Genomic DNA, 19,314 nt, shown 5'->3' with positions numbered 1-19,314 from the left:
TAATTCTGAATCAATTATTTTCCGGTTGCGTAAAGAACGCCCAAGGCTTCGGGTTTGATCACCTCAAAGCCATAAACCTGCAGGCCGCGGAGGATATCACCGAAATCAGTGGGGTTTTTCAGGGTTTCGTTTTTGACCAGTTGAGAAGCGAAGGTCAGCGCACTTTTATGCCCGAATGGGATAGACGCGCACTGGTCAGTGCCGTCAGTAACGTGCTTGATGTTCAGAGACTCGTAGAGTTCAAAGTTTCCGATCATGCCCAGACGACCGGAACGCAGGGTTGACCTTCCGTCTCCGGTAAGGGAAGCATCTTTAAGTTCGGAAAGCAGGGCACGACTTACCATCCAGGGAGGAACTCCCATCCACCGACCTGTCGCGGGAATTTTCTGCTCAGACAGGACTTGTCCGCAGTAGACAATATAGTCGAGCACATTAGCTTTGGTAATTTCGACAGGAGCACCGGCAGTGCCAAGGTTGATATTACCGCACTGCGCACCTGCTGTTGCCCCCATGTTATTGGCGTGGGCATCTGCAGGAATTGCAGAGAGAACATCAGAGTCAACAACAATTTTCATTTGTTCACTGCCGTCCTCTGCCCACTCGTCCATAAAGGCAAAATCAGACTGGACCTTGTCCACATCGAAGATATTGACCCCGTAATACTTACCCTGATCAATATTCAGGGTTACAGTTGAAGAGGTCGGATTTTCGTAAACAAGCGGAGTTCCTTTCTCATAGTCGTTGATGGTGATGTCGGGGCGAACCCTGATTTCAACTTTATCTCCTTTATCCTTAATCTCGCCTTCATAATCAGTGTTGGCGATATGAGTAAGAATCGAAGCTTCGTAAAACTTTACGAGCAATTTGCCCGAAAAGATTACCGGGATATTGGTTCCGCTATGAGAGGGAACACCTGCGTTAGTAGGGAAAGCCATATATTACCTCTTTTGAGGGCCGCGAAATAGAAAGGCTAGCGAATTCGCCCTTCCTCGTTTGCGCGGGCTATGTCGTATTCAAGCTGGACCGCATCGTCTTTGGACTTGATTAACCGTCCGCATGCCTCAAACGGAAACCTGTTGTTTGAAGAGGCTTGGGCTAGGTCCTGATAAAAGAACTGCACTTCATCTCGGGTAAAGGAGGGTTCTGCCACAGGCACTTCTCCACCGCCTCCATTAACCTGTGGAGCCAGATGCTCTTCAAGATTGGGCTGATGAGGCTGCGGATTGACCGGAGATTCAGCCGGAGGAGTTTTCGGAGTATTTGCAGGAGATTCAGGGCTGGTTCCGGACTCCTTGAGGTAACGATTGAAAAAACTAGCAGTCTTTTCTACGTCGCCTTTCTGAGCATTGATATTCAGGGCTTCAAAAAAACCGTTGCCGTGCAACCAGTCGTTGAAGTCCCGATCATTATTCAGCCGAGCCCACTCCGGGCAAGCCTTGGTAAGCTTATCCTCAAAGGACATAGCTACCTGTTGCGTCTGCTTCTCCTGAACCCCCTGCACCTGTGCTGCGGTGTTCTTCAGTTGCTCTTTCAGATCCTCGATAACCGAGGCCTGTTTTTTGACGATGTTCGCCACTTCCACAAACTCCGGTCCGAAATCCTCAAGGGCTTCCGGGTCGAAATCAAAGGAAGACGCGGTCTGTCCATCCGGGGCATTCTGCTGCTGATTCTGGATCTGTCCTTCCAGATTCTCTACTTTCTGATGAAGGGAATTAATCTGGTTGTTCAGCTCCCGATTCTCAGCATGAAGCCTCGGAACCTCAGAGTTATACTTCCCCTGAAGCGTATAAAACTTCTGCTCCCAGTTCTCACCGGGCTCATTCTGCGGGGCAGGCTGGTCCTGCGGGGTCGGCTTAGGTTGCGGTTTAGCGTCAGGCTGGTCCTGCGGATGATTTTCTGGAGCCTGGTCAGGAAGAATGTCTTCCCCGGTCTTCCCGTTCTCACGCATCTGCTTTTCCAAAGCGTCAGCCTGTTCGCCCATTTTACGAACCTGATCCGGTAATCCTGCATATCTGTTCTCGTCAGCCATAAGTACAAACTCCTTCGGGAGCCATTCAGTCTGTCCGATCATTTTGCAGAGCCTGCCCGGATAGGTGTTCGGCGTTGGCGTGCCGAGCCTTCCGGTTAGTGCAGGTATTCCACTCAAAGTTCTTTCAGTTCTGTCCGGTATTCCCGGTCATGAGGGTTAATGTGAACCCTGAGCATGGAGATTGACTTGCGGGTGCGGGTATTGGATAGTTTAGGTTGCCACACCGGGCTACCCAGCCCGAACCGCGCAAGGCTCTCTAACACATGTGTTCAGGGGGCCTTGCCATTGAAATTTATTCTTTCAGCCTGCTGACTGTCTCTCTTGCCTTCTCCAGAGACTCAATGATCTCAAGCAGGCATTGAGCCCTGCCCTGCTTGGCCTGAACGGTTTCCATTTCCGCTATAGCCAAAAGCCCAAGGGTTTTAGCAACCTCTTTGTTCAGCAGTTCTAAAAATTCCTTCCCCTCGGAAGACTCCGCAACTCTTGCCAGCGTAATCGCCACCTGTAGCCGCTCATGCTTGTCAGTTCTGCTTTCCGGGTAAAACATCCATCAGCCTCCGGGAAAAAGGTTTGCGTCCATGCCGCCTTGAACCGCTCCGACCTCATTCACAGCTCTTCCCAAGGAGATCTGCTGCGGCTGCTCTTGCTGTATGTTCTGCTGCTGTCCGCCTCCAAGCATCTGCTGGAGCTGCTGTAATTGCATTGTCAGCTGCTGAATAATCATGTCTTTGTTGTTCTGGGCGGCTATCTCTTCCTTACGAGGAACAATGTCGTCAGCCCCGATATCCAGCGACTGAAAGAACTTGCGCAGGAACTCGGCCAACCCTTCAGGTCCAATCATTTGCAGTACCGGCGGGCTGTTAAGGACAATCTGCATGGCTTCATTGCGACGTACTGCCTGCTGCTCCTTGGCGACCAGTGCGGAAGATCCGCGGGCGACAACCTTGCAATCTCCCTGCAAGGCCGGATCAGGCTGATAAAGCATCACCCAATCATAAAGAGCTACAACCGGGGGCCTGATTACACCTTTATCCATGTTCCGGATTACAGCTTTGATTCCACGGGCAGCGTTACTGATCAGCATGGCAAGCCCCGAGCTTGTACCTGCTGCACCTTGAGTCTTGCCTGTGCCATAGGAATATTTTGGAACGCCCGACTGACTGTCGGCCTGCCCTGAATAGAACTCGTAAACCTTCATCAACTCAGAAACATTTGAATTCGGCTGAAAAAACCAGATAGGAGCCCGCCCGGTGGGGACATTTTTCATGTTGAACTGAAAGATTTTCCACGGATGCATGTCGGTGATGTCTTCGCCTTCGGGCATAGCGCCAACGTCAACCCCAGCCATGGGACCGGATGCCAGTCCCATATTATCGACCATGTTTCGCACGGCAGAGTTAGCTATACGCTGGCAGTCCTCGATCATCTCCGGGACACCCCGGCCCCAGAACGAACCTGCAACGTTTTCAAATGATGCCTTGTAAAGCGGCTTGCGGCCCAGAGGATCACCATTAAGAGTAGCCTTGAGTACGTAGGAACCACACAGCCACACTTCAGCGTCATACTCGGCCAGAGGATCAGGAACCCGCTCTATCGGTACGCCGTGCTGAATCAGCAGACGCCCCTGCACTGACCCGAAATATTGAAGGACATCTATTTTACCGGACGGATCAGAGACAACCTGCCCACGATCCTCAAGTCTTTCCCGGGTCTGTTCATTGTCCATGGCCAGCCAGTTGGTCATTCCATGGCCGTAGTTGTTAAGGACATTCCTGATTGCGCCGTCATCAAAGGACTTGACCCCGATCATGGCCGTCAATGCCTTGCGGGTCATACGGTGCTTGATAATGATATCCCCGTCCTCGATGCTGGTTGCAGAGGGTGACGGATACACATCAAAGGGAGAAATGCGCCGGAAGGTCATCACCAGCTTTTCAGTGACTTCGGCACGGGATTGCCCTGAGCCGTCCTGCTTCCAGTTCAACTGCTTCTTCTTGACCACCAGAGGTCCGTAGACGAACCCGGCCAGAGACCCGGTGATGTCGTCTATGGCTTCGTCCAGAGCATCGGAAAAATTGCTTTCGACCGCGATGTCCTTCATCCTGGCTTCCGCTCTGTTGGCGCGAAGCTTGGCCTCCTTGGTCATGGCCTGAAGCTGCTCATCATAAATAGTCTTGAACCGCTCCATAATCTGTGGCTGAACTTCTGCCAGATACTCCTCTACGTCCTGATGAGTAGCAGCCTGACCTGTGACCTGCTGGAACATCTGAACGTCCTGCTGAAGCAGACTCAAAGCCTCCATCTGGACACGCCGGGCAACGTCCTCGGCCACTTCGGGAGGAAGGTCCGGCATGGGAGTCGGGTCAATCCCCCAAGGCTCTTCGCCGGGCTGCATAAGAATGTCACGAATCCATGAAGAGGCCGCGCGACATTTCTCAGCAGTCAACATCATGTAAACCTCAGCGCCGCCCACCTCTTTGATATCCGCCAGAACCTCAGGTTCATATTCGCCCTTGATGGCACGGGCACATTTCAGCATGCGCTTTTCGATGGGCTGTTTTGCTTGTTTGGCGGCCTGCCAGCACGACTGAACATGAGCAGCCAGACCGACTATTTCAGGTCTGTTCTGGCGTATATCCGCCCTGCGCTGTGCTTCTGCCTGCTCCTGTTCAATGAGTACGGAGTTCGGCACAACGTTGAGCATGCCAAGCTTAAGCGCCTGCGGGGGATTCGTACTTCTTTGCTGTTGCATTATGTCCAGCCTCTCCGTGATTTTTTGACGACCTTACGGGCCATGCCTTTCGTCCCCTTCACCCCGAACACCGGGCAAGCCATTGCAAACTGCTGAAAGGCGTCTGCCCCGTTTGAGCAGATGTCATGCAGGGGGCTCGATGAATAAGTCCCGAGCACGTCGTTAAATTTCTTTCTGTATCCTTCGAGTCTCTGGAGCCCTAAAGAGCAATGCTCTTCATCAAACCAGCAAAGACTCAGGGCGTTACGGGCAGCCTCAATGGAGTCCGCCTTATTGCTGACCCGCTCAACCACTTCAAAGTCATATCCGAGCTGTTTCCACCGGGCGACTCTGCTAATCCCTGAATTCATCCCTTGAACTGCCAAGTCGTGAGGCCCGTAGTGGGTTCCGTAGAAGAAGTCTCTTTCGATTCGCTTCTCCTGAAGAACCCTTGCATAAAACTCCAAGCCTTCTCCGGAATTCTCGTAGTAATCAATGAACCTGCATTCCCTGCCTACGACCTGGACAAACCAGACTGCCATCAAGTCGTTCATTCCCAAGTCCCAGTAAGTATCAACGGCCACACCACCCTGAACAGGAACCCGACAAATCCGCCCTTCTTTCCGAATTTTCCTGAACTGACTGGTGAAGTAGGCGCCTTCAATGGTCTGCTCAAAAGCCTCTTCAGGAGTGGACGGAAACTCCTGTTTCATGTCGTCGCCAAGAATGCTGTATCGCTTGATGTACCAAGCCTTTTGTTCCGGACTCAGGGTTATGCTGGTCTTGCCTTCGATTTTCTCGAAGTAGTCCTGCATCTCTTTGGTTATCTGAACCCCTTTAGGATCCAGCCGATATTCGGGATGCTGGAACCAAGGGAAAAACCAGAACTTGAAATCCTCATCAGTCAATCTGCCGCCGGAAAGCTGGAGGTTTTCAGCCTCGGTGCAAAGCTCATAAAACTTACCGAGTCTCCCTTCAGCTGTAGACTCAATGTCCACCCGCATCCCGGTATGGACGGCGTTCAAAGCCCCGGTGATGATTTCCTTGGCCTTCTTGGGATACTTGGCGCAAATCTTACCGAACTCAGAGACATGCAGCCGTTGCAGTGTCCCTGAACGGAAAGAGGTCGAAACCCTGATCGAGGAACCGTTTGCAAAAGCCAGCTTCCCAGCCTTGTCCGTTGTTGCCGGATTTGCCGCCCTTATTTCTGCGGGCAGCTTGTCGTAGGCAAACTGGATCTTGTCTTCAAAGAACTCGTGGGCATCTTCCTTTATATGGGCGATGATCCCAGCCTTGAAATTTTTGGTGAACAGGCAGTCGTCTAAAGCGTCGATACAAGCAAAGGTTGTTAATCCGAGCTGCCTTGCTTTGAGGATGATGTTTCGGGAATGAGCACCGTTATTGAAACGGTTTTGCGCCCAGTTGGGCTTAAACTTGACCTCCTGCCCCTTTACGTCCTTGATGTAGTAAAGGTTCTCAAGTCTCCATTTCTTGCTCTGAACGTTCTGTTTAATCTCCTCCAGGGTCATCAGTAACCCCCATCATCCTTTCGAAGAATCCGACCACTGCTTCATCCTCAAATTCAATTTTCTTTTTCTCCGGCGCATAAAGGCCTTTCATTTTCAAAGCCATGTCCAACGCCTTTTGCTGAATAGCTAGATTCTCCACCTCAACTGTTGTTTTAACGAGACCATCCTTTTGAAAAAACTTTGTTTCTTTCGCCTCGAGCAGTGAAACAAGCTTTAGCTTTAAAGCACTCTCGGAAAGACCTGCATCATCAAGCCAGTCAGTGATTTGCTTCTCGCATTCCCGGCGGTTGATGTAGCCGATCTTCTTAAAGTTCTCCTTGGCGCACTTGTACCCGGCAGCCCTCGCAGACTCTGCGGCGTTGAGGTATGTGTCCGGGTTGCCCTGGTCGAGGTAGTGACCAAGCCATATTTCTCGCTTACTTGCCATTACTCAGCCTTCCACCAGTCAGCTTTAACCAGCCTTCCGCTAGTCCCTTTTTCAATCAGAAAATTAATGCCGTAGTCATGGGCAACAAGCTGACCGTCAAGCCAGCCGAAATTCTGTATTTTCAGATCAGTGAAAAAGTGCGGCATTTTTGCCGGCGCTTCGTTTAATCCAAGCGGCTCAGTCTTCTTCATGATGAGAACCTTGCCGTTATCGCTGATGCGCAGAACCGGAGCGAACCACTTGGCCGCTTCGGTGTCTTTAACCGTGCTCCAGATTTCGAACTCAAAAGCATTCTGGAAATAACCGGCTGTGGTTTCAAACTTGATGACAAGCGAAGGATCTGGACCGAACTCGAAAACCTCTCGACTCATGCCTGTGCCGACCTTGCGGCCTACGCACATATCCAGCAGGTCACGAGAAATGTTGTTGCCGAAATGGCCCCAGACGTTGATTGCCATCTATTCCCCCTTAGCTATTTTGCATGCCTTGTTTGAAAGCTCTCTGAGCAGGTCACCACCAGCAAAACTACTGATGCCAACGATCCCGGCTTTCACTGCGTCGGAAAGGTCCACCCCATCAAGGAGGAAATGGACACAAATGCCGGTGAAACATGATGTAAGGGTCCCGACGGCCAGAGACTTCCACGAACAATCACTGCTGCGCTGGAGGGACCGAACGATCCCCCCAAGCACAGATATGAGGATGGGTATGGACATTTTTATCCAGAAAGCGGCGGACGTTATTTTTTCCACCAGAACTACTTCCTTTCGATCCCGTGCGCGGCAAGAATCTCTTCGGTGCTGCGGTGGTCATCGATAAGCTGCTGTATATCGGCAACAGTGATAGGTTCTGCCTTTTCTTTCATAGCTTCGCAGTATGCTTCCAATCCTTCCTGGCCGAGTTTAACAACAGCCCTTCCGATGAGAATTGCTTCAGGTGCGCTAATGACCATCAGACTCCTCCTTGCAGTTCGAGCAGGACTTCATCCAGTTTTTTGAGGGCCGTTTCGACGAGGGATTTGTCAGGATTTTCGCCGCGATCAATAGCCAGTCGGTAGTCCATCAGGGCTTCACCGGCCTTATCGAATGCAAGATCAAAACTTTTGCTGGCCTTGATAGCGGTAGCAAAATCGTCCTCGGAAACTTCACCGGCCTTATAAAGACCGATAACGGTTTCAAAGGCGATATCCCTTGCGGAATCAGCCTTATCGAGAGTGATCTGGCTTGTACGGATAAAGCGCTCGGTTTCCTGCATCTCCGGGGAAACACCAATGATGTGAACAGGCTTGCTTGAGCAACCTTGGGCGAACATGGCAATAAGCAGGAGCAGCGTCAGAATGGAGTATTTACGCATCATTTATCTCCTTTATTCTTGGCCTTGCCTACATTTGCCCCGATCATGTTCACGATCTGCCAGACAGTGCGGAGTACAGGATTCTTGGGTTCAGGCCAGACAGCAGACACAACAGCGCAAATGGCGATTGCGGCTCCGGCAGCCTCTGCAACGTTAATTTCACTCACTTTGCCTTCTCCTGTAGATCAGGGGATGGACAGCCCGTTCCCATTTCGGAGCAAACCACGCAACAAAGCCCGGCCTGAATCCCCAATCGAGGAGTCGGGCCGAGACATGTAAGGCGTTGCAATGGTGCTGGAGGATGGACCGCATGTTATCCCCGCTAAATGTTTTCCAAGTTGCCCGTGCCGTTATCGTGGTCGGAACAGGTAGCCGGATGGAGAAGCCACCCAGAGCGAACCAGAGGAGGGTCACGGGCCTCTTGGATGTGTAGCGAAGATTATAACCTGTGGTTTAGGGACAAAGCGGAGAATTACCTTGTAAGGGTGGATAGTTACCTTGTGAGGACAACCATTTACCCTTGACAGCTATCGTGCTAAGTGAACCTTTGATTAAAAGATTAGCAACACTACAAGGAAGAGCAATAATGTTTGGAAGAAAAAATAAAGAACTCGACCCAACAAGAGATGACCCTTTTGGTGGAGATATGCTTGATCGAGAAGCTGACATCCGGAGGATTACCGAATTCACAGACCTCATTCGTAATCCATATGTTTTGACACTTAATTCACCGTGGGGATCAGGTAAGACATCGTATGTACGGATGTGGCACAACTATCTCCAAAGTCCATTTGAAAAAATTGCTAAGCCCAAAGAAAAAGACAAAACAGATGAAAAGTATCAGAGGGCAAGCGTGTTCTTTAATGCCTGGAAACATGACTTCTCAGGTGTACCAATGGTTTCACTCTTTGCAGAGATAGAAGATGAATTAAAAAGATTTGCAAAACTAACTACTGATGATTCGCCTATCTCTGATAAACTTAAAAAACTTAAAGATAAGTTTACATCGTTTTGCTCTAGAAACACCAAATCAATAACACCATATATAACTCCATCTGTAGCAGGAATATCAGAATGTTTTTTGCCTGGATCTAGCTCTATTAGTACCCCAGCGACGAAGATAGTCGAAAAGACAATCAACTCATTTACGACAAGCAAATCAGAATTAGAAGACTTTCGGACTCAACTTGCAGACATTGCAACAGAATTAAGAGGAGGTGAAGACACTCCTCCGTTGTACATATTTATAGACGAACTTGATAGGTGTCGTCCTACATATGCAGTAGAACTTCTGGAGTCTATAAAACATTTGTTCGATGTTGATGGAGTTATCTTTGTTCTTTCAACTGACAGAGAACAATTGTGTAACACAGTAAAGGCTCTCTACGGAGAAATCGATTCAGAAGGTTATCTACGAAGATTTATCGACTATGAATATTCTTTGCCCGATCCAGATAACAAAAAATTTATAAAATTCCTAGCAAAGTCAGTTTTTAGTGTAGTAGAAGAAAACTGCTATGTTAATCATGGTAACGTAAAGCCTTCTTCTTTCGAATTAGGACAAAGAAAATTTATAGATGAATTTTCAAAACTTGCGATCCTAAAACAACTGAGACTGCGTGATATCGAAAAAATATTTCAATCATCATCAATCTTATTTAGAAAAATAGAGTTCACCAGCTTCCCAATATCTATAATTGTTTTTATATGCGTAACCAAGCATACAGATCCTGCAAAATATTGTGACCTTAAAAAAGGGGCACTTTTAGAAGTTCCATCTGGAGAACTCAACCAAAGAGGAAATTTAAATGGCCTACTTTCTTTTTGTGAAGGCATCAAAAATAAAAATGTGCATACCACATATACTTTGAATGACAAACAACATGGAGATGCAGGTCCTTTCTATAGGCAATTCTACACCAATAACAAAGTAACATTCCAAGACTTTGTATTTAAAAATCTAGATTTGACGGATGAGTTTAAAAAGATTGAATAGCCCCCAAATACTTCCTTTCTTGCTCCTCAACCCAATCCCGAAGAGCCTCCGGTCTAGCTCTCCATGAATCCTTATCCGACCTACGCCAAGCAGGTAGCCCCTCATTTTTCACGAGGCAGGCTATCTGCTTGGGGTTCTCGTCTACCGCTTCACATATAGCTTTTGCCCCTTTTAGGACGAGAGGAAACGTTATGTTGTCAGTCATCACGCCACCTTCCGCACCAGAATTTCAGCTTCTTTCTCGTCTGCCATTCCACTCATGAACCGGATAAAAGCCTTCCTGCTGCCAAGTACCGCCCTTTTCCCGTTCAGTACACCGGGAGTTGATCCGGTCAGCGGACAGCCCTCGGTGTCGTCCACGGTGTTTCCCCGGTGGATTCTTACGTATGACCTGTCCGGAACGTCCTTGATCGTCCATAGCTTCTGCCTCTTGCTGGGGGAATATTCCAACACCAACGGATAGCGGCCTATAGGGATGCAGGAGACGTTCTGCTTGTTCTGTCGCCATGGTTCTTCAAGGGTCCAGCAGATGCTCTCCCCGTCAACAACAAGTACGCCTATGGTCGCCTCTTCAGTCTGCTCAACTCGGATTAATTCAACTCTCCGCATTACTTCCCTTCCTCCAAAACTTCCAAAACAGTTTCCCGAACCTGGTTCTCGAACATGACCTTGTAACTCACGATCCTAACGCCGTAGGTTGCGGACAGACAGAGCACGGCAGTCATTACCAGCAGCGTTATGTTGTGCAGGGTGTTAGGCATACGACCGCCTAGCACGGGTATCCTTCCCGCAGATCGTCCTCACGGTCCCGGAAGGTGTAAAAAGACCCTGCAGAATGGCATTCCGAATCGCAAGATCCGTCCTGTTCTGCTCCATTCGGGCATATATAAATATCGCCGAGGACTTTGCCGTCCTGATGACTGGCAATTCTGCCGAAGCTGTCATGGTGCTCAAGCTCTGCATCGCAATAAGGACATTCCATCACGCCACCTCCAGTAATCCCATCTCAGGAATCCACGGCCTCAATTCAATCTCCCACCTTGGATTGTCCGAGTAATATTTCCCAGTCTCCGGCAGGTAGCCAACGATCTGCATATCATTGCCGAAGAAGCCCATTTGCTCCATACAGTCCTTGAGATGCTTCATGGCATTGTCCAGATCCGGCTTTACAACGGGGCGAATAAGTCCCGCACGGGCCTGTTCTTTCCATTTCTTGGTTTTAGACTTAGGGATCGGAAGATAAACACGTGCCCCCATCAGCAAGGGGCCTTTCAAGGGCTCTGGAGGGCGATAGCGCTTGATAAGCAAATTTAAATGCTCTTCTCGCTGACGCTGCTTCGGGTCTTTGTATGTGCCTCTTCTCGAATGCCGTGCTCTCATTTGGCCCACTGGGGTTATGGGGATAGTGAATTTTAAAACTTGCATCTAATCGGCCTCCTAAGTTCAATCCGCTTTTCGCAGAGATATTTCGTTATCGCTTTCCGGCTCCAGCGACACTGATCTGCGTGTCTGTCCACTCCGTAACACCAAGGCCTGCCCTTAAAGCCTTTATTCCAGCAACAGCAATATTTCTCGCAAAAATCCGGATGTCTGGTTTTCATCTCCTCGACAGTCATGGTCTACAAAAGTCTAGCGGGACTAGGCCGCAGGGTAATCCCGACGGTCCCTCTTCTGCTCCGGTGACTTAAAGTCATTCTTCAATGCTTCCAACAGATTTCGGCAATGCTGAGCATTCCGTTTCCGCTGCTCTTCGCTGATCTGTGGCACAGGAAGCTCTTTCGGTTTGTTCACCGATCTTGACCCCGCCATGAGCTCACGGTGAGCTTTCACGACCTTGCCGACAGTGGGAAACGTGGGGCTGCTCCTGCGGGCCATAGAACAAGCGTCTTCAAAGTCTTTTCCGCTCATTCCCTCGTCCCGGCAGTCCTTGAGCCACATAGGAGCAGTGATTTCAATTGTCGCTGCAGTGATTTGCGAATGAGGATACATGAGCTTCATGTTCTCCAGCTCATCCCTGACCTTGTCCAATAGCAACGGTGCTTCCGTCATTTTGCTGTCTCCTGAGTTTTTCAAGTTTTCGCCTTGCTATCGCGTCATTCTCTGCCGTGAGGCCTTGAGCTACGCTGTTAATCCTCATGCCGTTGTACGTAGGACCGTCTCCTCCTTGCTGAACAACCTCACACGCCTTTGGTAGCTTGTCGGCCCACTTGCCCTTTTTTAGCCAATTCTCAGCCGAGGGAATGAATTGCCCTCCCTGTTTGGTCCACTGGTGGGACTCGGAATGGTTCATCAATCCGTCCATGAGGTCAGACAAGCCGGGGAGCTGTCGAAACTTCTCCCTTTCAGCCCAAACGAGCCAAGCAGCCTCCTTGCCTTCGTCCTTGCCTGATCCGTCAGGTCGATTCATTGCTGCTGCGGTAGCCTGTAGCCACACATCCCAAAACTGCTCGAAAGAGCTATTCGGATTCATCTGCACGATTCCCTGCGGATGCCCTTCACGGGGGACAACTGCAGGCTGTAAATTTCTTGGATTGGTTCCCTGTTGCCTCGGAGACTGCCCTTGGGCGCGAGGATTCGTTCCGCCTTCACGACTTCCAGCGAGAGAGGAATCTTCTCCCCCTCCCCCACAAAAATCTTTGTCGGTTGAAGGAGGTGGTATTTCCCGCGAACTCTGGGGACTATAGGGGTTCTTATTCTTAGTTCTTATATTCTTATCTTCTTGTTCTGTTGTTACAGTGGTTGCCCGGTGGTTGCCCACTGGTTGCCCGCTGGTTGGTTCATCGGTTGTTACAGTGGTTGCCCGACCGCCTGCTTTTGACTCTTGATAACTGTCCCAATTTAAAACACTTATTATTGAAAATCGGTTGCTCACGTTTTTGACTGAAATAAAGCCATCTTCGACAAGTTGGTTGCTCATTCTCTGGAGCTTCTGCCGACTTAGGCCTAATTCCTCACACCATGTGGACATAACGGTTCCGAACTGACCTGGCTGAATATCTTCACCTCGGAAAGCGGTCTTCTTGCGACTGGTTCTCACCAGAATTGAGCAGATCAGACCCCGATATTCGAGTCCGCGACTCCATGAAACGGAGTCCTCGATTTTACGCCAGAGCTTCAGGTAACCGCGATACATACCATCACCCCTATAAAAACCACGTTTTGATTCTCTGCCAGCGCGTGAGCGTCTTTTTAGTTCTGGAAAACCGCACATTGCCTCCACGCTTCTGGTAGTCAGCCATATAACGCACAAGAAAAGCCGACAGGGTATTAGCGACCTTGTCGGCATATGCTTCCACCACAAGTGGATCTTCATGATTCTGAGCGGCGGCCTGGAGTTCGTGCAGGCGATTGAAAAGCTCAAGAAATTCGGCACGAGGGCTGTCTGTTGCGGGCTCAGACTGCTCAATATCCACAACCTTGAAGCCGCAGTTGCTCCCCATGATATTAAGGGCAATGCGGGCAAGCTGACGCCCTTCTTCCTCGCCAGCCTCAGATATCGCGGAAAGCATGGCTGATACAGTGTCAATGGGATTACGTCTGGCATCATCGTAAATGGAAGGATCCTTACCCCATCGGTAAATCTGGGCGTGTTCAACGTTAAAGATCCGGTTCATTCCCGGCACGGACAGTAGTCCACGCGCAAATGTAAAGATTTCCCACGACTTGGAGGGTAGTTTCATATTCATCATATCCTCGTAAAATAGTTTGTGGTCACATATGTCTTAATCATGGACCGCAATCCAAAACCCGCAGCCTCAGCGCGGGTGCGACTGGTCCGGCAAAAGGATCAATCACTTCTGCTAACGGTTGCCATCATCCACAACGGCCAGCTTGACTGGCATCGAGAGCGTGTAAGCTCCACTTTATCGCTGTCTGATTCCCACGACCTTGCAATTTCAAATGCTGCGAAACGTTTTGGTTTGCAGGGCGTGCGGAGTCAGGCAGTTCTGCCGGGATTGTAGCAGGTGAATCTGCCGGAAAACTTTTGAATTGAGGCGACATTTGCCCCTATTTCGAGCAAAACTATGCAAAATTTTATGTTATGCCGCCTCGTCGTGGTTGTGGTCATGATCTGGATTCTCTGCAGGTTCGTCGGGGTAAAGAAAGGGAGCCAGTCTTTCTACTGTGTTAGAGTGACACCCTCTTCCCCTTGTTATTTTTGATAAAGAAGTTTGTGCAACCCCAGACAATTCTGAAAGCCTCTTCTGAGTCATTCCAGTTCTTGCAAAAAATTTCTTTAAATCTTCTTGAATGTTCATTTCACAATAATATTCCAGTTAGACTTTATACGTCAACATAAAAGTCGAACCAGACTGTGACACAAACTAGAACTTGGAGTAGTCTAAAGAGAATGAGTAGTTACGAAAAATTTATTCAAGACTTAGGGGTCTTTGCAAAGAAGTACTATGGGACACCATCCAAGATGGCTGACCAAATAGACTACTCACAGTCAACTTTGTCTAAAATTCTTGGGAAAAGATCGCGACCGAGGATAGACACAATCTGCGAGCTCCTAGACAAACTTGGCGCTCACATCGTTTTCCCTGGCCTTGAAGTGTATTCTCCCGCTAAAGAAGAAAAGGAAAGCCAAAGTGAAGAAGAGAGCTCTAAGATAGAAGATCTGCTAAAAAGAAATGCAGAACTGGAGAAAGAGTTGATCGAAGAACGCAGACTCTCCCGAGAACTGATGAAAGACAACAGGCAGCTGATGTGGGACTTGCGGGCAGCAGAGCAAAACATCCCGCTCCCATCTTCTCGTCAAGAAGAAAAAGACAAGCAAGCCGTAAAAGAAGGAAAAGCCTGCTTCCTGACGACCACTGTAAGCAAAAACGGTGTAGAATCAGACATTGTAGAGCTGGAGGACTGCAACACTCCCACCCAAACACTTCAAGACAAAAAAGCCCCCAAGTACAAACACTCCTGACAAAAAATATTTCCACCCTAAAACCGCCGCCTTGGCGGTTTTTTTTGTTCAATTTAATTCTAATTAGACTTTTTAGCTTGCACAACAAGTCTAGTTAGACTATTCTGTTTTCAACGACAGCGAGAAACGCCACCGCCGAAAGCTCTGCGGCATAGGACCAGACAGTAAGCGGAACGTTCTTGGCAGTTGAAATGACGGATAGCGGACCAGTCAAAAGAAAACCAACCAACTAAACACTTTAAAACAATTATCTTGTTTTTCTTGATCTTTGATTTTCTCCAGTAAGCACATTTCCCATTACGCAAAACTGGAAAACGCTTCGAACTCTGTGAAGGTGTACCCATCATCACACCTGACCCCACTCCCCTTGATTATGGGTTTCGGCGGGAATCTCCCCTTCCCGCCACCCTCTCAGGGTTCGAAGCAATCAACTGAGGCCCGGAGGACGGGTTTCGCATAATTTCCCGTCCTCCGTTTAAACCCGGCTACCGAGGACAGCATTATGAAAGGCGGACTTCATCTACTTATATCAATCTGGCTGCTTTTTCAGCTTCTCGTCTACGGTTTTGCTTTCGGGGCCTTGTGTGGAGGGTGATGAAGATGGATGCACTTGAAAAATTTTCAGTTCGCTACCTGCGGGCAGAGACAGAGATTGCAGTTCTCAACTGCGTTGTTGAGCCTACGCAGGGCAACAAGAATAGGGCCAATGACTACTGCGAACGCCTGGCCGGATACATCCTGAGCCAGTTCGGAGCTAAGTTTGCCGGACCTCAGACGGGCCCACGGAGGGACAACAATGGATAACCTGATGACATACGCAAACCTCAGACGGGACAACTACACCAAAGAGGTGTGTTTCAAAGGCCGTTGGTACACCGAAGAGGAATACTTTGAACTCCGCGAAGACATTGAGCACGACGAATCCCATCGCGACAAAGAAGCGGAAGAACGTGCGGAAGCCCGCGCAGAAATGGAAAGGGAGGAATCATGGGCGGCATAATTGATATTTTCAGTAACGGATTAGTAGAGCGCTACTGCGACGAATGTCAGAATTTTCGCGGCGCGTGTGGCGGAGGTCAGAAAGGCCAGTGTTTCGCACTGAATACAGTCATGAAAAAGGTCGGCGCCCCTGCAGTGCCAGCGGTTTATGCTCATTCTCGCGCTGACAACTGCAAATTCTTCACCCCCCTTGAGTTTGTTGACTACGCAGAGCGGGCCGTTGTGTCCGGCGAAGGTTTGGGGGCGGCTTAAGATGTCCACCCCATCCCGCAAAGAATGGCTTGAAGCCCGCAAAAAAGGACTTGGTGGCAGTGATGCTTCCAGTGTGCTGGGCCTTAATCCTTGGAAAACCAACGTCGAGCTATGGGAAGAGAAAACCGGCCGCAGAGAAGACGATGATATTTCCGACAAGGAATGCGTCAAGTACGGCGTGGCCTGTGAGCCTCTTATGCGGGAGATGTTCAAGCTGGATTACCCGGATTTTAAGGTTGCTCATGAAGAGAATGTCGTTCTGCAGCACCCTGAACACCCCCAATTACAAGCCTCACTAGATGGTCGTCTCTGGGACCAAACCGGAAGGCTCGGCATTCTGGAGATCAAAACAACTACCGTCCAGCGAGGATCTGACTACGACAAGTGGAAAGATCAGGTTCCACAGAATTATTTCATTCAGCTGCTTCATTACATGCTGGTTACTGGCGCAGAGTTCGCCATGCTTAAGGCCAGATTAAAAAATGAATGGGGCAGTGAAATCAGCATTACTGAAAAGCATTACCGGTTCGAAAGATCGGACCACACAGCTGACCTTGAATACCTGCTTCATGCTGAACTGGAGTTCTGGGAATACGTTTTATCAGACACAAGGCCGAATTTGATTCTGCCGGAAATATAAGGAGATTTCTTATGACTATGGAAATAAAAATCCTCAGTCCGAAAGAGGATGGATTCGTCAAGAAGATCGACTTCAACTTTGATGATCTTAAGACCGAAATTCAAGTCAAACTCGAAAAGTATCAGGGCCTTGCCTATACCGATGACACTATCAAGGATGCAAAGGCAGACCGGGCAACTTTGAATAAGTTCACCAAGGCTTTGAACAGCAAGAAACAGGAAATCAAAAAACAGTGTCTTGCTCCATACACCGACTTTGAAGCCAAAATCAAAGAGCTGACCGGACTCGTTGACGAACCTCTCCAGGCTATCGACGCTCAGGTAAAGGGCTACGAAGAGCGCAAGAGACAGGAAAAACAGGCTGCAATTGAAGAGTTCTGGGACAAGTTCGAATCAAACGTAAAAACCCTGGTTCCTCTGAACCGTATCTTCAATCCTAAATGGACTAATGCAACTTATGCCATGTCCAAAATTGAAGACGAAATCGAAACATTCTTCAAAAACACCGAAACTGAACTCGCCACCATCGAAGAACTGGAAACCGAATTCGAAGATCAGGTCATTCGTGTTTATCTGAACAGCTTCTCCATTGCCGCGGCTCTGGCTGAAAACAAAAAGCTTCTTGAGCAGAAGGCCAAGCGCGAAGCCTACGCCGAACAGCAGCGCCTCAAAAGAGAGGCTGAAGAAAAGGCCCGTCAGGAGGCAGTTGCAGCACAACCTACACCGGAACCAAAGCCGGATCCCGTTCAGCAGCCCGCGTCTCCGTTGCAGGAAGAACAGCGTCGTACTGTAAAAGTTCAGCGCAAACCGGAGATAGTTGAAGTAGACTTTCGTGTCCACGCTACCCGTGAACAGCTTCAGCTGCTGAAATCATTTCTTGCTGACAACGGTATCACCTTCGGTCCCGTTCCCTCTGAAACTAAAGAAGCAGCTTAAGGAGTATAGATTATGACTCGCCCTACTAATTCACTGGCCCCGCAGGGAAATGGAAACTCCCCGGCCAAGAGCAATACTTTTTCCGGATTTATGACTGGCCCGGCCATTAAGAGCCGTATCAACGAAATGATTGGCAGCAAGGAAGGCCCTCGCTTCATTTCTTCTATTGTTTCAGCGGTCAGTACCAACCCCGCGCTACAGGCATGTGAACATGGAAGCATTTTCAGCGCGGCCCTGCTCGGTGAAAGTCTCGGCCTTTCTCCCTCACCTCAGCTCGGCCAATACTACATGGTCCCTTTTAAGGACCGGAAAAACAATCGAACAGTCGCCACCTTCCAGCTCGGCTACAAAGGTTACATCCAGCTTGCAATCCGCTCGGGTCAATACAAAAAACTGAACGTAGTCGCAATCAAAGAAGGTGAGCTTGTACGCTATGACCCTCTTTTCGAAGAAATTGAGGTTCAGCTTATCCAGGATGATTCTGTAAGGGAAAACACCCCGACAATTGGTTACTATGCCATGTTCGAATACCTCAATGGTTTTCGTAAGACCATGTACTGGACCAAAGAAAAAATGGAAGCTCACGCCGACAAATACAGTATGGCTTTCAAGTTGGCGGATTATCGCCGCCTCCAGAACGGCGAAATAAATCCACGTGATATGTGGAAGTTCAGTTCCTTCTGGTACAAAGATTTTGACGGTATGGCCTTCAAGACAATGCTTCGCCAGATCATCAGTAAATGGGGAATCATGTCCATTGAAATGCAGCAGGCTATGGCTGGCGACAACGCAAGAATCCTCAATGACGGAACACCTCAGTATATCGATACCGATCCGATTCCAGGCGAACCAACTCAGGCTGAGCAGCCGGAGCACCCCGCAATGGACGTTGAGTCGAAACAACCTCAGAGCGAACAACCTAAGCAGCCGTCCGCAGAAGAAGAATTCTTCGATCAGGACAACTCTGTCGAGCCCAAGGAAGAAGCCCTCTCTCCCAACCTCGGCGACAAAGCCGAGGAATACGAAGCTTCTCAGGCATCCGTCCGGAACACAATCCTCGTGGACGTCATGGGGCCCTGGGGCGGGACTCTGAAAGACATGGAACGTCTAGTCGGCAAGGGTCAGAACCAGTGGACCAAGAAGGACCGCGCAAAGCTGCTTGAAGCTTATACCAAGCTGGCAAACGGTGCGGAGCCATCTGAAGTGTTTCCCACCAACTAACAGGGCGCAACCATGACCAGTCAGCAGCGCAAAACAATATTCCCAATGCTCCAAGAGTGCGGATGTCCCAAGGATAGAGATCAGCGCATAGCGTGGGTAAACGGGTTGTTGTGTGCTTTCAAGGCAAACATGGTCATCGCCAGTCTGAACGACCTGAACGACACCCAAGTGAGCTGGCTGATCGGGATATTGGGCCAGCGCATTCAGGAGGCAGGCGGATACAGAAACGCCGCCTAGCCCCACCAACTAAGTCAAGTCATCACACCCAACATATACAA

The 19,314-nt window shown here is 49.3% G+C and carries 31 protein-coding genes; 10 read left to right on the top strand and 21 right to left on the bottom strand.

The window, feature by feature from the left end; genetic code table 11:
- Nucleotides 1-14: 14 nt before the first annotated feature.
- From ACZ5PW_RS11350 to ACZ5PW_RS11300, 11 genes are all read right to left on the bottom strand, one after another.
- Nucleotides 15-935 (bottom strand): phage major capsid protein, encoded by a 921-nt coding sequence (locus tag ACZ5PW_RS11350; RefSeq protein WP_464553515.1) that lies wholly within the window; start codon nucleotides 933-935, stop codon nucleotides 15-17.
- 35 nt (nucleotides 936-970) lie between these two features.
- Complete coding sequence (locus tag ACZ5PW_RS11345; protein ID WP_464553512.1) at nucleotides 971-2,146, bottom strand: hypothetical protein; 1,176 nt, start codon at nucleotides 2,144-2,146, stop codon at nucleotides 971-973.
- Nucleotides 2,147-2,321: 175 nt separating this feature from the next.
- Nucleotides 2,322-2,576 carry a hypothetical protein gene (locus tag ACZ5PW_RS11340; protein ID WP_464553509.1) on the bottom strand — a complete coding sequence of 85 codons (255 nt, stop codon included), beginning with the start codon at nucleotides 2,574-2,576 and terminating at the stop codon, nucleotides 2,322-2,324.
- A gap of 3 nt (nucleotides 2,577-2,579) precedes the next feature.
- A complete protein-coding gene (locus tag ACZ5PW_RS11335) occupies nucleotides 2,580-4,781 on the bottom strand; it encodes a portal protein (RefSeq protein ID WP_464553507.1) in 2,202 nt (733 codons plus the stop codon).
- Nucleotides 4,781-6,289: a hypothetical protein gene (locus ACZ5PW_RS11330; protein ID WP_464553506.1), complete on the bottom strand. Its 1,509-nt coding sequence runs from the start codon at nucleotides 6,287-6,289 to the stop codon at nucleotides 4,781-4,783. Before ACZ5PW_RS11330 ends, ACZ5PW_RS11335 begins: the two co-directional genes overlap by 1 nt.
- Nucleotides 6,270-6,716 (bottom strand): terminase small subunit, encoded by a 447-nt coding sequence (locus ACZ5PW_RS11325; RefSeq protein ID WP_464553505.1) that lies wholly within the window; start codon nucleotides 6,714-6,716, stop codon nucleotides 6,270-6,272. The genes ACZ5PW_RS11330 and ACZ5PW_RS11325 overlap by 20 nt, the downstream gene beginning before the upstream one ends.
- Entirely contained in the window at nucleotides 6,716-7,174 is a 459-nt protein-coding gene (locus tag ACZ5PW_RS11320) for a hypothetical protein (RefSeq protein ID WP_464553504.1), read from the bottom strand. The genes ACZ5PW_RS11325 and ACZ5PW_RS11320 overlap by 1 nt, the downstream gene beginning before the upstream one ends.
- Nucleotides 7,175-7,468, bottom strand: coding sequence for a phage holin family protein (locus tag ACZ5PW_RS11315; RefSeq protein WP_464553503.1), 294 nt, complete (start codon nucleotides 7,466-7,468; stop codon nucleotides 7,175-7,177). It lies immediately after the preceding gene.
- A 5-nt stretch (nucleotides 7,469-7,473) separates the two neighbouring features.
- Complete coding sequence (locus ACZ5PW_RS11310) at nucleotides 7,474-7,668, bottom strand: hypothetical protein (RefSeq protein WP_464553502.1); 195 nt, start codon at nucleotides 7,666-7,668, stop codon at nucleotides 7,474-7,476.
- Nucleotides 7,668-8,072 carry a hypothetical protein gene (locus ACZ5PW_RS11305; protein ID WP_464553501.1) on the bottom strand — a complete coding sequence of 135 codons (405 nt, stop codon included), beginning with the start codon at nucleotides 8,070-8,072 and terminating at the stop codon, nucleotides 7,668-7,670. The genes ACZ5PW_RS11310 and ACZ5PW_RS11305 overlap by 1 nt, the downstream gene beginning before the upstream one ends.
- Nucleotides 8,069-8,236, bottom strand: coding sequence for a hypothetical protein (locus ACZ5PW_RS11300; RefSeq protein ID WP_464553499.1), 168 nt, complete (start codon nucleotides 8,234-8,236; stop codon nucleotides 8,069-8,071). The genes ACZ5PW_RS11305 and ACZ5PW_RS11300 overlap by 4 nt, the downstream gene beginning before the upstream one ends.
- Nucleotides 8,237-8,655: 419 nt before the next feature.
- Between ACZ5PW_RS11300 and ACZ5PW_RS11295 the strand changes: the two genes are divergently transcribed.
- On the top strand, nucleotides 8,656-10,065 hold the full coding sequence (locus ACZ5PW_RS11295) for a KAP family P-loop NTPase fold protein (RefSeq protein ID WP_464553497.1): 1,410 nt from the start codon (nucleotides 8,656-8,658) through the stop codon (nucleotides 10,063-10,065).
- Here the strand turns inward: ACZ5PW_RS11295 and ACZ5PW_RS11290 are convergent.
- From ACZ5PW_RS11290 to ACZ5PW_RS11255, 8 genes are all read right to left on the bottom strand, one after another.
- Nucleotides 10,049-10,270 carry a DNA-binding protein gene (locus tag ACZ5PW_RS11290; protein ID WP_464553495.1) on the bottom strand — a complete coding sequence of 74 codons (222 nt, stop codon included), beginning with the start codon at nucleotides 10,268-10,270 and terminating at the stop codon, nucleotides 10,049-10,051. The two genes, ACZ5PW_RS11295 and ACZ5PW_RS11290, sit on opposite strands and share 17 nt — an antisense overlap.
- Nucleotides 10,270-10,674, bottom strand: coding sequence for a DUF5675 family protein (locus ACZ5PW_RS11285; RefSeq protein WP_464553494.1), 405 nt, complete (start codon nucleotides 10,672-10,674; stop codon nucleotides 10,270-10,272). The genes ACZ5PW_RS11290 and ACZ5PW_RS11285 overlap by 1 nt, the downstream gene beginning before the upstream one ends.
- The gene (locus ACZ5PW_RS11280) at nucleotides 10,674-10,841 is read right to left on the bottom strand and encodes a hypothetical protein (RefSeq protein WP_464553492.1); all 168 of its coding nucleotides are present in this window, start codon (nucleotides 10,839-10,841) and stop codon (nucleotides 10,674-10,676) included. The genes ACZ5PW_RS11285 and ACZ5PW_RS11280 overlap by 1 nt, the downstream gene beginning before the upstream one ends.
- Nucleotides 10,835-11,050 carry a hypothetical protein gene (locus ACZ5PW_RS11275; protein ID WP_464553490.1) on the bottom strand — a complete coding sequence of 72 codons (216 nt, stop codon included), beginning with the start codon at nucleotides 11,048-11,050 and terminating at the stop codon, nucleotides 10,835-10,837. Before ACZ5PW_RS11275 ends, ACZ5PW_RS11280 begins: the two co-directional genes overlap by 7 nt.
- A complete protein-coding gene (locus ACZ5PW_RS11270) occupies nucleotides 11,047-11,490 on the bottom strand; it encodes a RusA family crossover junction endodeoxyribonuclease (RefSeq protein WP_464553488.1) in 444 nt (147 codons plus the stop codon). The genes ACZ5PW_RS11275 and ACZ5PW_RS11270 overlap by 4 nt, the downstream gene beginning before the upstream one ends.
- A 213-nt stretch (nucleotides 11,491-11,703) precedes the next feature.
- A complete protein-coding gene (locus tag ACZ5PW_RS11265; RefSeq protein ID WP_464553486.1) occupies nucleotides 11,704-12,114 on the bottom strand; it encodes a hypothetical protein in 411 nt (136 codons plus the stop codon).
- On the bottom strand, nucleotides 12,074-13,198 hold the full coding sequence (locus tag ACZ5PW_RS11260) for a hypothetical protein (RefSeq protein WP_464553484.1): 1,125 nt from the start codon (nucleotides 13,196-13,198) through the stop codon (nucleotides 12,074-12,076). The genes ACZ5PW_RS11265 and ACZ5PW_RS11260 overlap by 41 nt, the downstream gene beginning before the upstream one ends.
- A 10-nt stretch (nucleotides 13,199-13,208) precedes the next feature.
- Complete coding sequence (locus ACZ5PW_RS11255) at nucleotides 13,209-13,745, bottom strand: hypothetical protein (protein ID WP_464553483.1); 537 nt, start codon at nucleotides 13,743-13,745, stop codon at nucleotides 13,209-13,211.
- A gap of 48 nt (nucleotides 13,746-13,793) precedes the next feature.
- On the opposite strand from ACZ5PW_RS11255, the gene ACZ5PW_RS11250 reads away from it, so the two are divergent.
- The gene (locus ACZ5PW_RS11250) at nucleotides 13,794-14,027 is read left to right on the top strand and encodes a hypothetical protein (protein WP_464553482.1); all 234 of its coding nucleotides are present in this window, start codon (nucleotides 13,794-13,796) and stop codon (nucleotides 14,025-14,027) included.
- Nucleotides 14,028-14,105: 78 nt separating this feature from the next.
- On the opposite strand, the gene ACZ5PW_RS11245 is transcribed toward ACZ5PW_RS11250, so the two are convergent.
- Nucleotides 14,106-14,279 carry a hypothetical protein gene (locus ACZ5PW_RS11245; protein WP_464560395.1) on the bottom strand — a complete coding sequence of 58 codons (174 nt, stop codon included), beginning with the start codon at nucleotides 14,277-14,279 and terminating at the stop codon, nucleotides 14,106-14,108.
- A 137-nt stretch (nucleotides 14,280-14,416) separates the two neighbouring features.
- Here ACZ5PW_RS11245 and ACZ5PW_RS11240 point away from each other — a divergent pair, with 137 nt between their 5' ends.
- Nucleotides 14,417-14,989, top strand: coding sequence for a helix-turn-helix domain-containing protein (locus tag ACZ5PW_RS11240; protein ID WP_464553479.1), 573 nt, complete (start codon nucleotides 14,417-14,419; stop codon nucleotides 14,987-14,989).
- A gap of 94 nt (nucleotides 14,990-15,083) precedes the next feature.
- Here the strand turns inward: ACZ5PW_RS11240 and ACZ5PW_RS11235 are convergent, their stop codons facing one another.
- Complete coding sequence (locus ACZ5PW_RS11235; protein ID WP_464553477.1) at nucleotides 15,084-15,218, bottom strand: hypothetical protein; 135 nt, start codon at nucleotides 15,216-15,218, stop codon at nucleotides 15,084-15,086.
- A gap of 365 nt (nucleotides 15,219-15,583) precedes the next feature.
- On the opposite strand from ACZ5PW_RS11235, the gene ACZ5PW_RS11230 reads away from it, so the two are divergent.
- Genes ACZ5PW_RS11230 through ACZ5PW_RS11200 form a run of 7 tightly spaced genes read left to right on the top strand, consistent with a single transcriptional unit; the run spans nucleotide 15,584 to nucleotide 19,273 of the window.
- Complete coding sequence (locus ACZ5PW_RS11230) at nucleotides 15,584-15,793, top strand: hypothetical protein (protein WP_464553476.1); 210 nt, start codon at nucleotides 15,584-15,586, stop codon at nucleotides 15,791-15,793.
- Nucleotides 15,786-15,989, top strand: coding sequence for a hypothetical protein (locus ACZ5PW_RS11225; protein WP_464553475.1), 204 nt, complete (start codon nucleotides 15,786-15,788; stop codon nucleotides 15,987-15,989). Before ACZ5PW_RS11230 ends, ACZ5PW_RS11225 begins: the two co-directional genes overlap by 8 nt.
- Entirely contained in the window at nucleotides 15,977-16,240 is a 264-nt protein-coding gene (locus tag ACZ5PW_RS11220) for a hypothetical protein (protein ID WP_464553473.1), read from the top strand. Before ACZ5PW_RS11225 ends, ACZ5PW_RS11220 begins: the two co-directional genes overlap by 13 nt.
- A gap of 1 nt (nucleotide 16,241) precedes the next feature.
- Nucleotides 16,242-16,880, top strand: a complete 639-nt coding sequence (locus tag ACZ5PW_RS11215) for a lambda-exonuclease family protein (protein ID WP_464553472.1) — start codon at nucleotides 16,242-16,244, stop codon at nucleotides 16,878-16,880.
- A gap of 11 nt (nucleotides 16,881-16,891) precedes the next feature.
- Entirely contained in the window at nucleotides 16,892-17,815 is a 924-nt protein-coding gene (locus tag ACZ5PW_RS11210) for a DUF1351 domain-containing protein (RefSeq protein ID WP_464553470.1), read from the top strand.
- Nucleotides 17,816-17,827: 12 nt separating this feature from the next.
- Nucleotides 17,828-19,036 carry a recombinase RecT gene (locus ACZ5PW_RS11205; protein ID WP_464553468.1) on the top strand — a complete coding sequence of 403 codons (1,209 nt, stop codon included), beginning with the start codon at nucleotides 17,828-17,830 and terminating at the stop codon, nucleotides 19,034-19,036.
- Between the two features lie 12 nt (nucleotides 19,037-19,048).
- On the top strand, nucleotides 19,049-19,273 hold the full coding sequence (locus tag ACZ5PW_RS11200; RefSeq protein ID WP_464553467.1) for a hypothetical protein: 225 nt from the start codon (nucleotides 19,049-19,051) through the stop codon (nucleotides 19,271-19,273).
- Nucleotides 19,274-19,314 lie beyond the last annotated feature (41 nt).

Source organism: Maridesulfovibrio salinus, from assembly GCF_055394525.1.
This window is presented reverse-complemented; position numbering and strand designations above follow the sequence as displayed.

Bases quoted from the DNA above. Each gene is read 5' to 3' on its own strand.
- ACZ5PW_RS11350 (WP_464553515.1), bottom strand. From the start codon at position 935: ATGGCTTTCCCTACTAACGCAGGTGTTCCCTCTCATAGCGGAACCAAT.
- ACZ5PW_RS11340 (WP_464553509.1), bottom strand. From the start codon at position 2,576: ATGTTTTACCCGGAAAGCAGAACTGACAAGCATGAGCGGCTACAGGTG.
- ACZ5PW_RS11335 (WP_464553507.1), bottom strand. From the start codon at position 4,781: ATGCAACAGCAAAGAAGTACGAATCCCCCGCAGGCGCTTAAGCTTGGC.
- ACZ5PW_RS11330 (WP_464553506.1), bottom strand. From the start codon at position 6,289: ATGACCCTGGAGGAGATTAAACAGAACGTTCAGAGCAAGAAATGGAGA.
- ACZ5PW_RS11325 (WP_464553505.1), bottom strand. From the start codon at position 6,716: ATGGCAAGTAAGCGAGAAATATGGCTTGGTCACTACCTCGACCAGGGC.
- ACZ5PW_RS11320 (WP_464553504.1), bottom strand. From the start codon at position 7,174: ATGGCAATCAACGTCTGGGGCCATTTCGGCAACAACATTTCTCGTGAC.
- ACZ5PW_RS11310 (WP_464553502.1), bottom strand. From the start codon at position 7,668: ATGGTCATTAGCGCACCTGAAGCAATTCTCATCGGAAGGGCTGTTGTT.
- ACZ5PW_RS11305 (WP_464553501.1), bottom strand. From the start codon at position 8,072: ATGATGCGTAAATACTCCATTCTGACGCTGCTCCTGCTTATTGCCATG.
- ACZ5PW_RS11295 (WP_464553497.1), top strand. From the start codon at position 8,656: ATGTTTGGAAGAAAAAATAAAGAACTCGACCCAACAAGAGATGACCCT.
- ACZ5PW_RS11290 (WP_464553495.1), bottom strand. From the start codon at position 10,270: ATGACTGACAACATAACGTTTCCTCTCGTCCTAAAAGGGGCAAAAGCT.
- ACZ5PW_RS11285 (WP_464553494.1), bottom strand. From the start codon at position 10,674: ATGCGGAGAGTTGAATTAATCCGAGTTGAGCAGACTGAAGAGGCGACC.
- ACZ5PW_RS11270 (WP_464553488.1), bottom strand. From the start codon at position 11,490: ATGCAAGTTTTAAAATTCACTATCCCCATAACCCCAGTGGGCCAAATG.
- ACZ5PW_RS11265 (WP_464553486.1), bottom strand. From the start codon at position 12,114: ATGACGGAAGCACCGTTGCTATTGGACAAGGTCAGGGATGAGCTGGAG.
- ACZ5PW_RS11260 (WP_464553484.1), bottom strand. From the start codon at position 13,198: ATGTATCGCGGTTACCTGAAGCTCTGGCGTAAAATCGAGGACTCCGTT.
- ACZ5PW_RS11255 (WP_464553483.1), bottom strand. From the start codon at position 13,745: ATGAAACTACCCTCCAAGTCGTGGGAAATCTTTACATTTGCGCGTGGA.
- ACZ5PW_RS11250 (WP_464553482.1), top strand. From the start codon at position 13,794: ATGGACCGCAATCCAAAACCCGCAGCCTCAGCGCGGGTGCGACTGGTC.
- ACZ5PW_RS11245 (WP_464560395.1), bottom strand. From the start codon at position 14,279: ATGACTCAGAAGAGGCTTTCAGAATTGTCTGGGGTTGCACAAACTTCT.
- ACZ5PW_RS11240 (WP_464553479.1), top strand. From the start codon at position 14,417: ATGAGTAGTTACGAAAAATTTATTCAAGACTTAGGGGTCTTTGCAAAG.
- ACZ5PW_RS11230 (WP_464553476.1), top strand. From the start codon at position 15,584: ATGAAGATGGATGCACTTGAAAAATTTTCAGTTCGCTACCTGCGGGCA.
- ACZ5PW_RS11225 (WP_464553475.1), top strand. From the start codon at position 15,786: ATGGATAACCTGATGACATACGCAAACCTCAGACGGGACAACTACACC.
- ACZ5PW_RS11220 (WP_464553473.1), top strand. From the start codon at position 15,977: ATGGGCGGCATAATTGATATTTTCAGTAACGGATTAGTAGAGCGCTAC.
- ACZ5PW_RS11215 (WP_464553472.1), top strand. From the start codon at position 16,242: ATGTCCACCCCATCCCGCAAAGAATGGCTTGAAGCCCGCAAAAAAGGA.
- ACZ5PW_RS11210 (WP_464553470.1), top strand. From the start codon at position 16,892: ATGACTATGGAAATAAAAATCCTCAGTCCGAAAGAGGATGGATTCGTC.
- ACZ5PW_RS11205 (WP_464553468.1), top strand. From the start codon at position 17,828: ATGACTCGCCCTACTAATTCACTGGCCCCGCAGGGAAATGGAAACTCC.
- ACZ5PW_RS11200 (WP_464553467.1), top strand. From the start codon at position 19,049: ATGACCAGTCAGCAGCGCAAAACAATATTCCCAATGCTCCAAGAGTGC.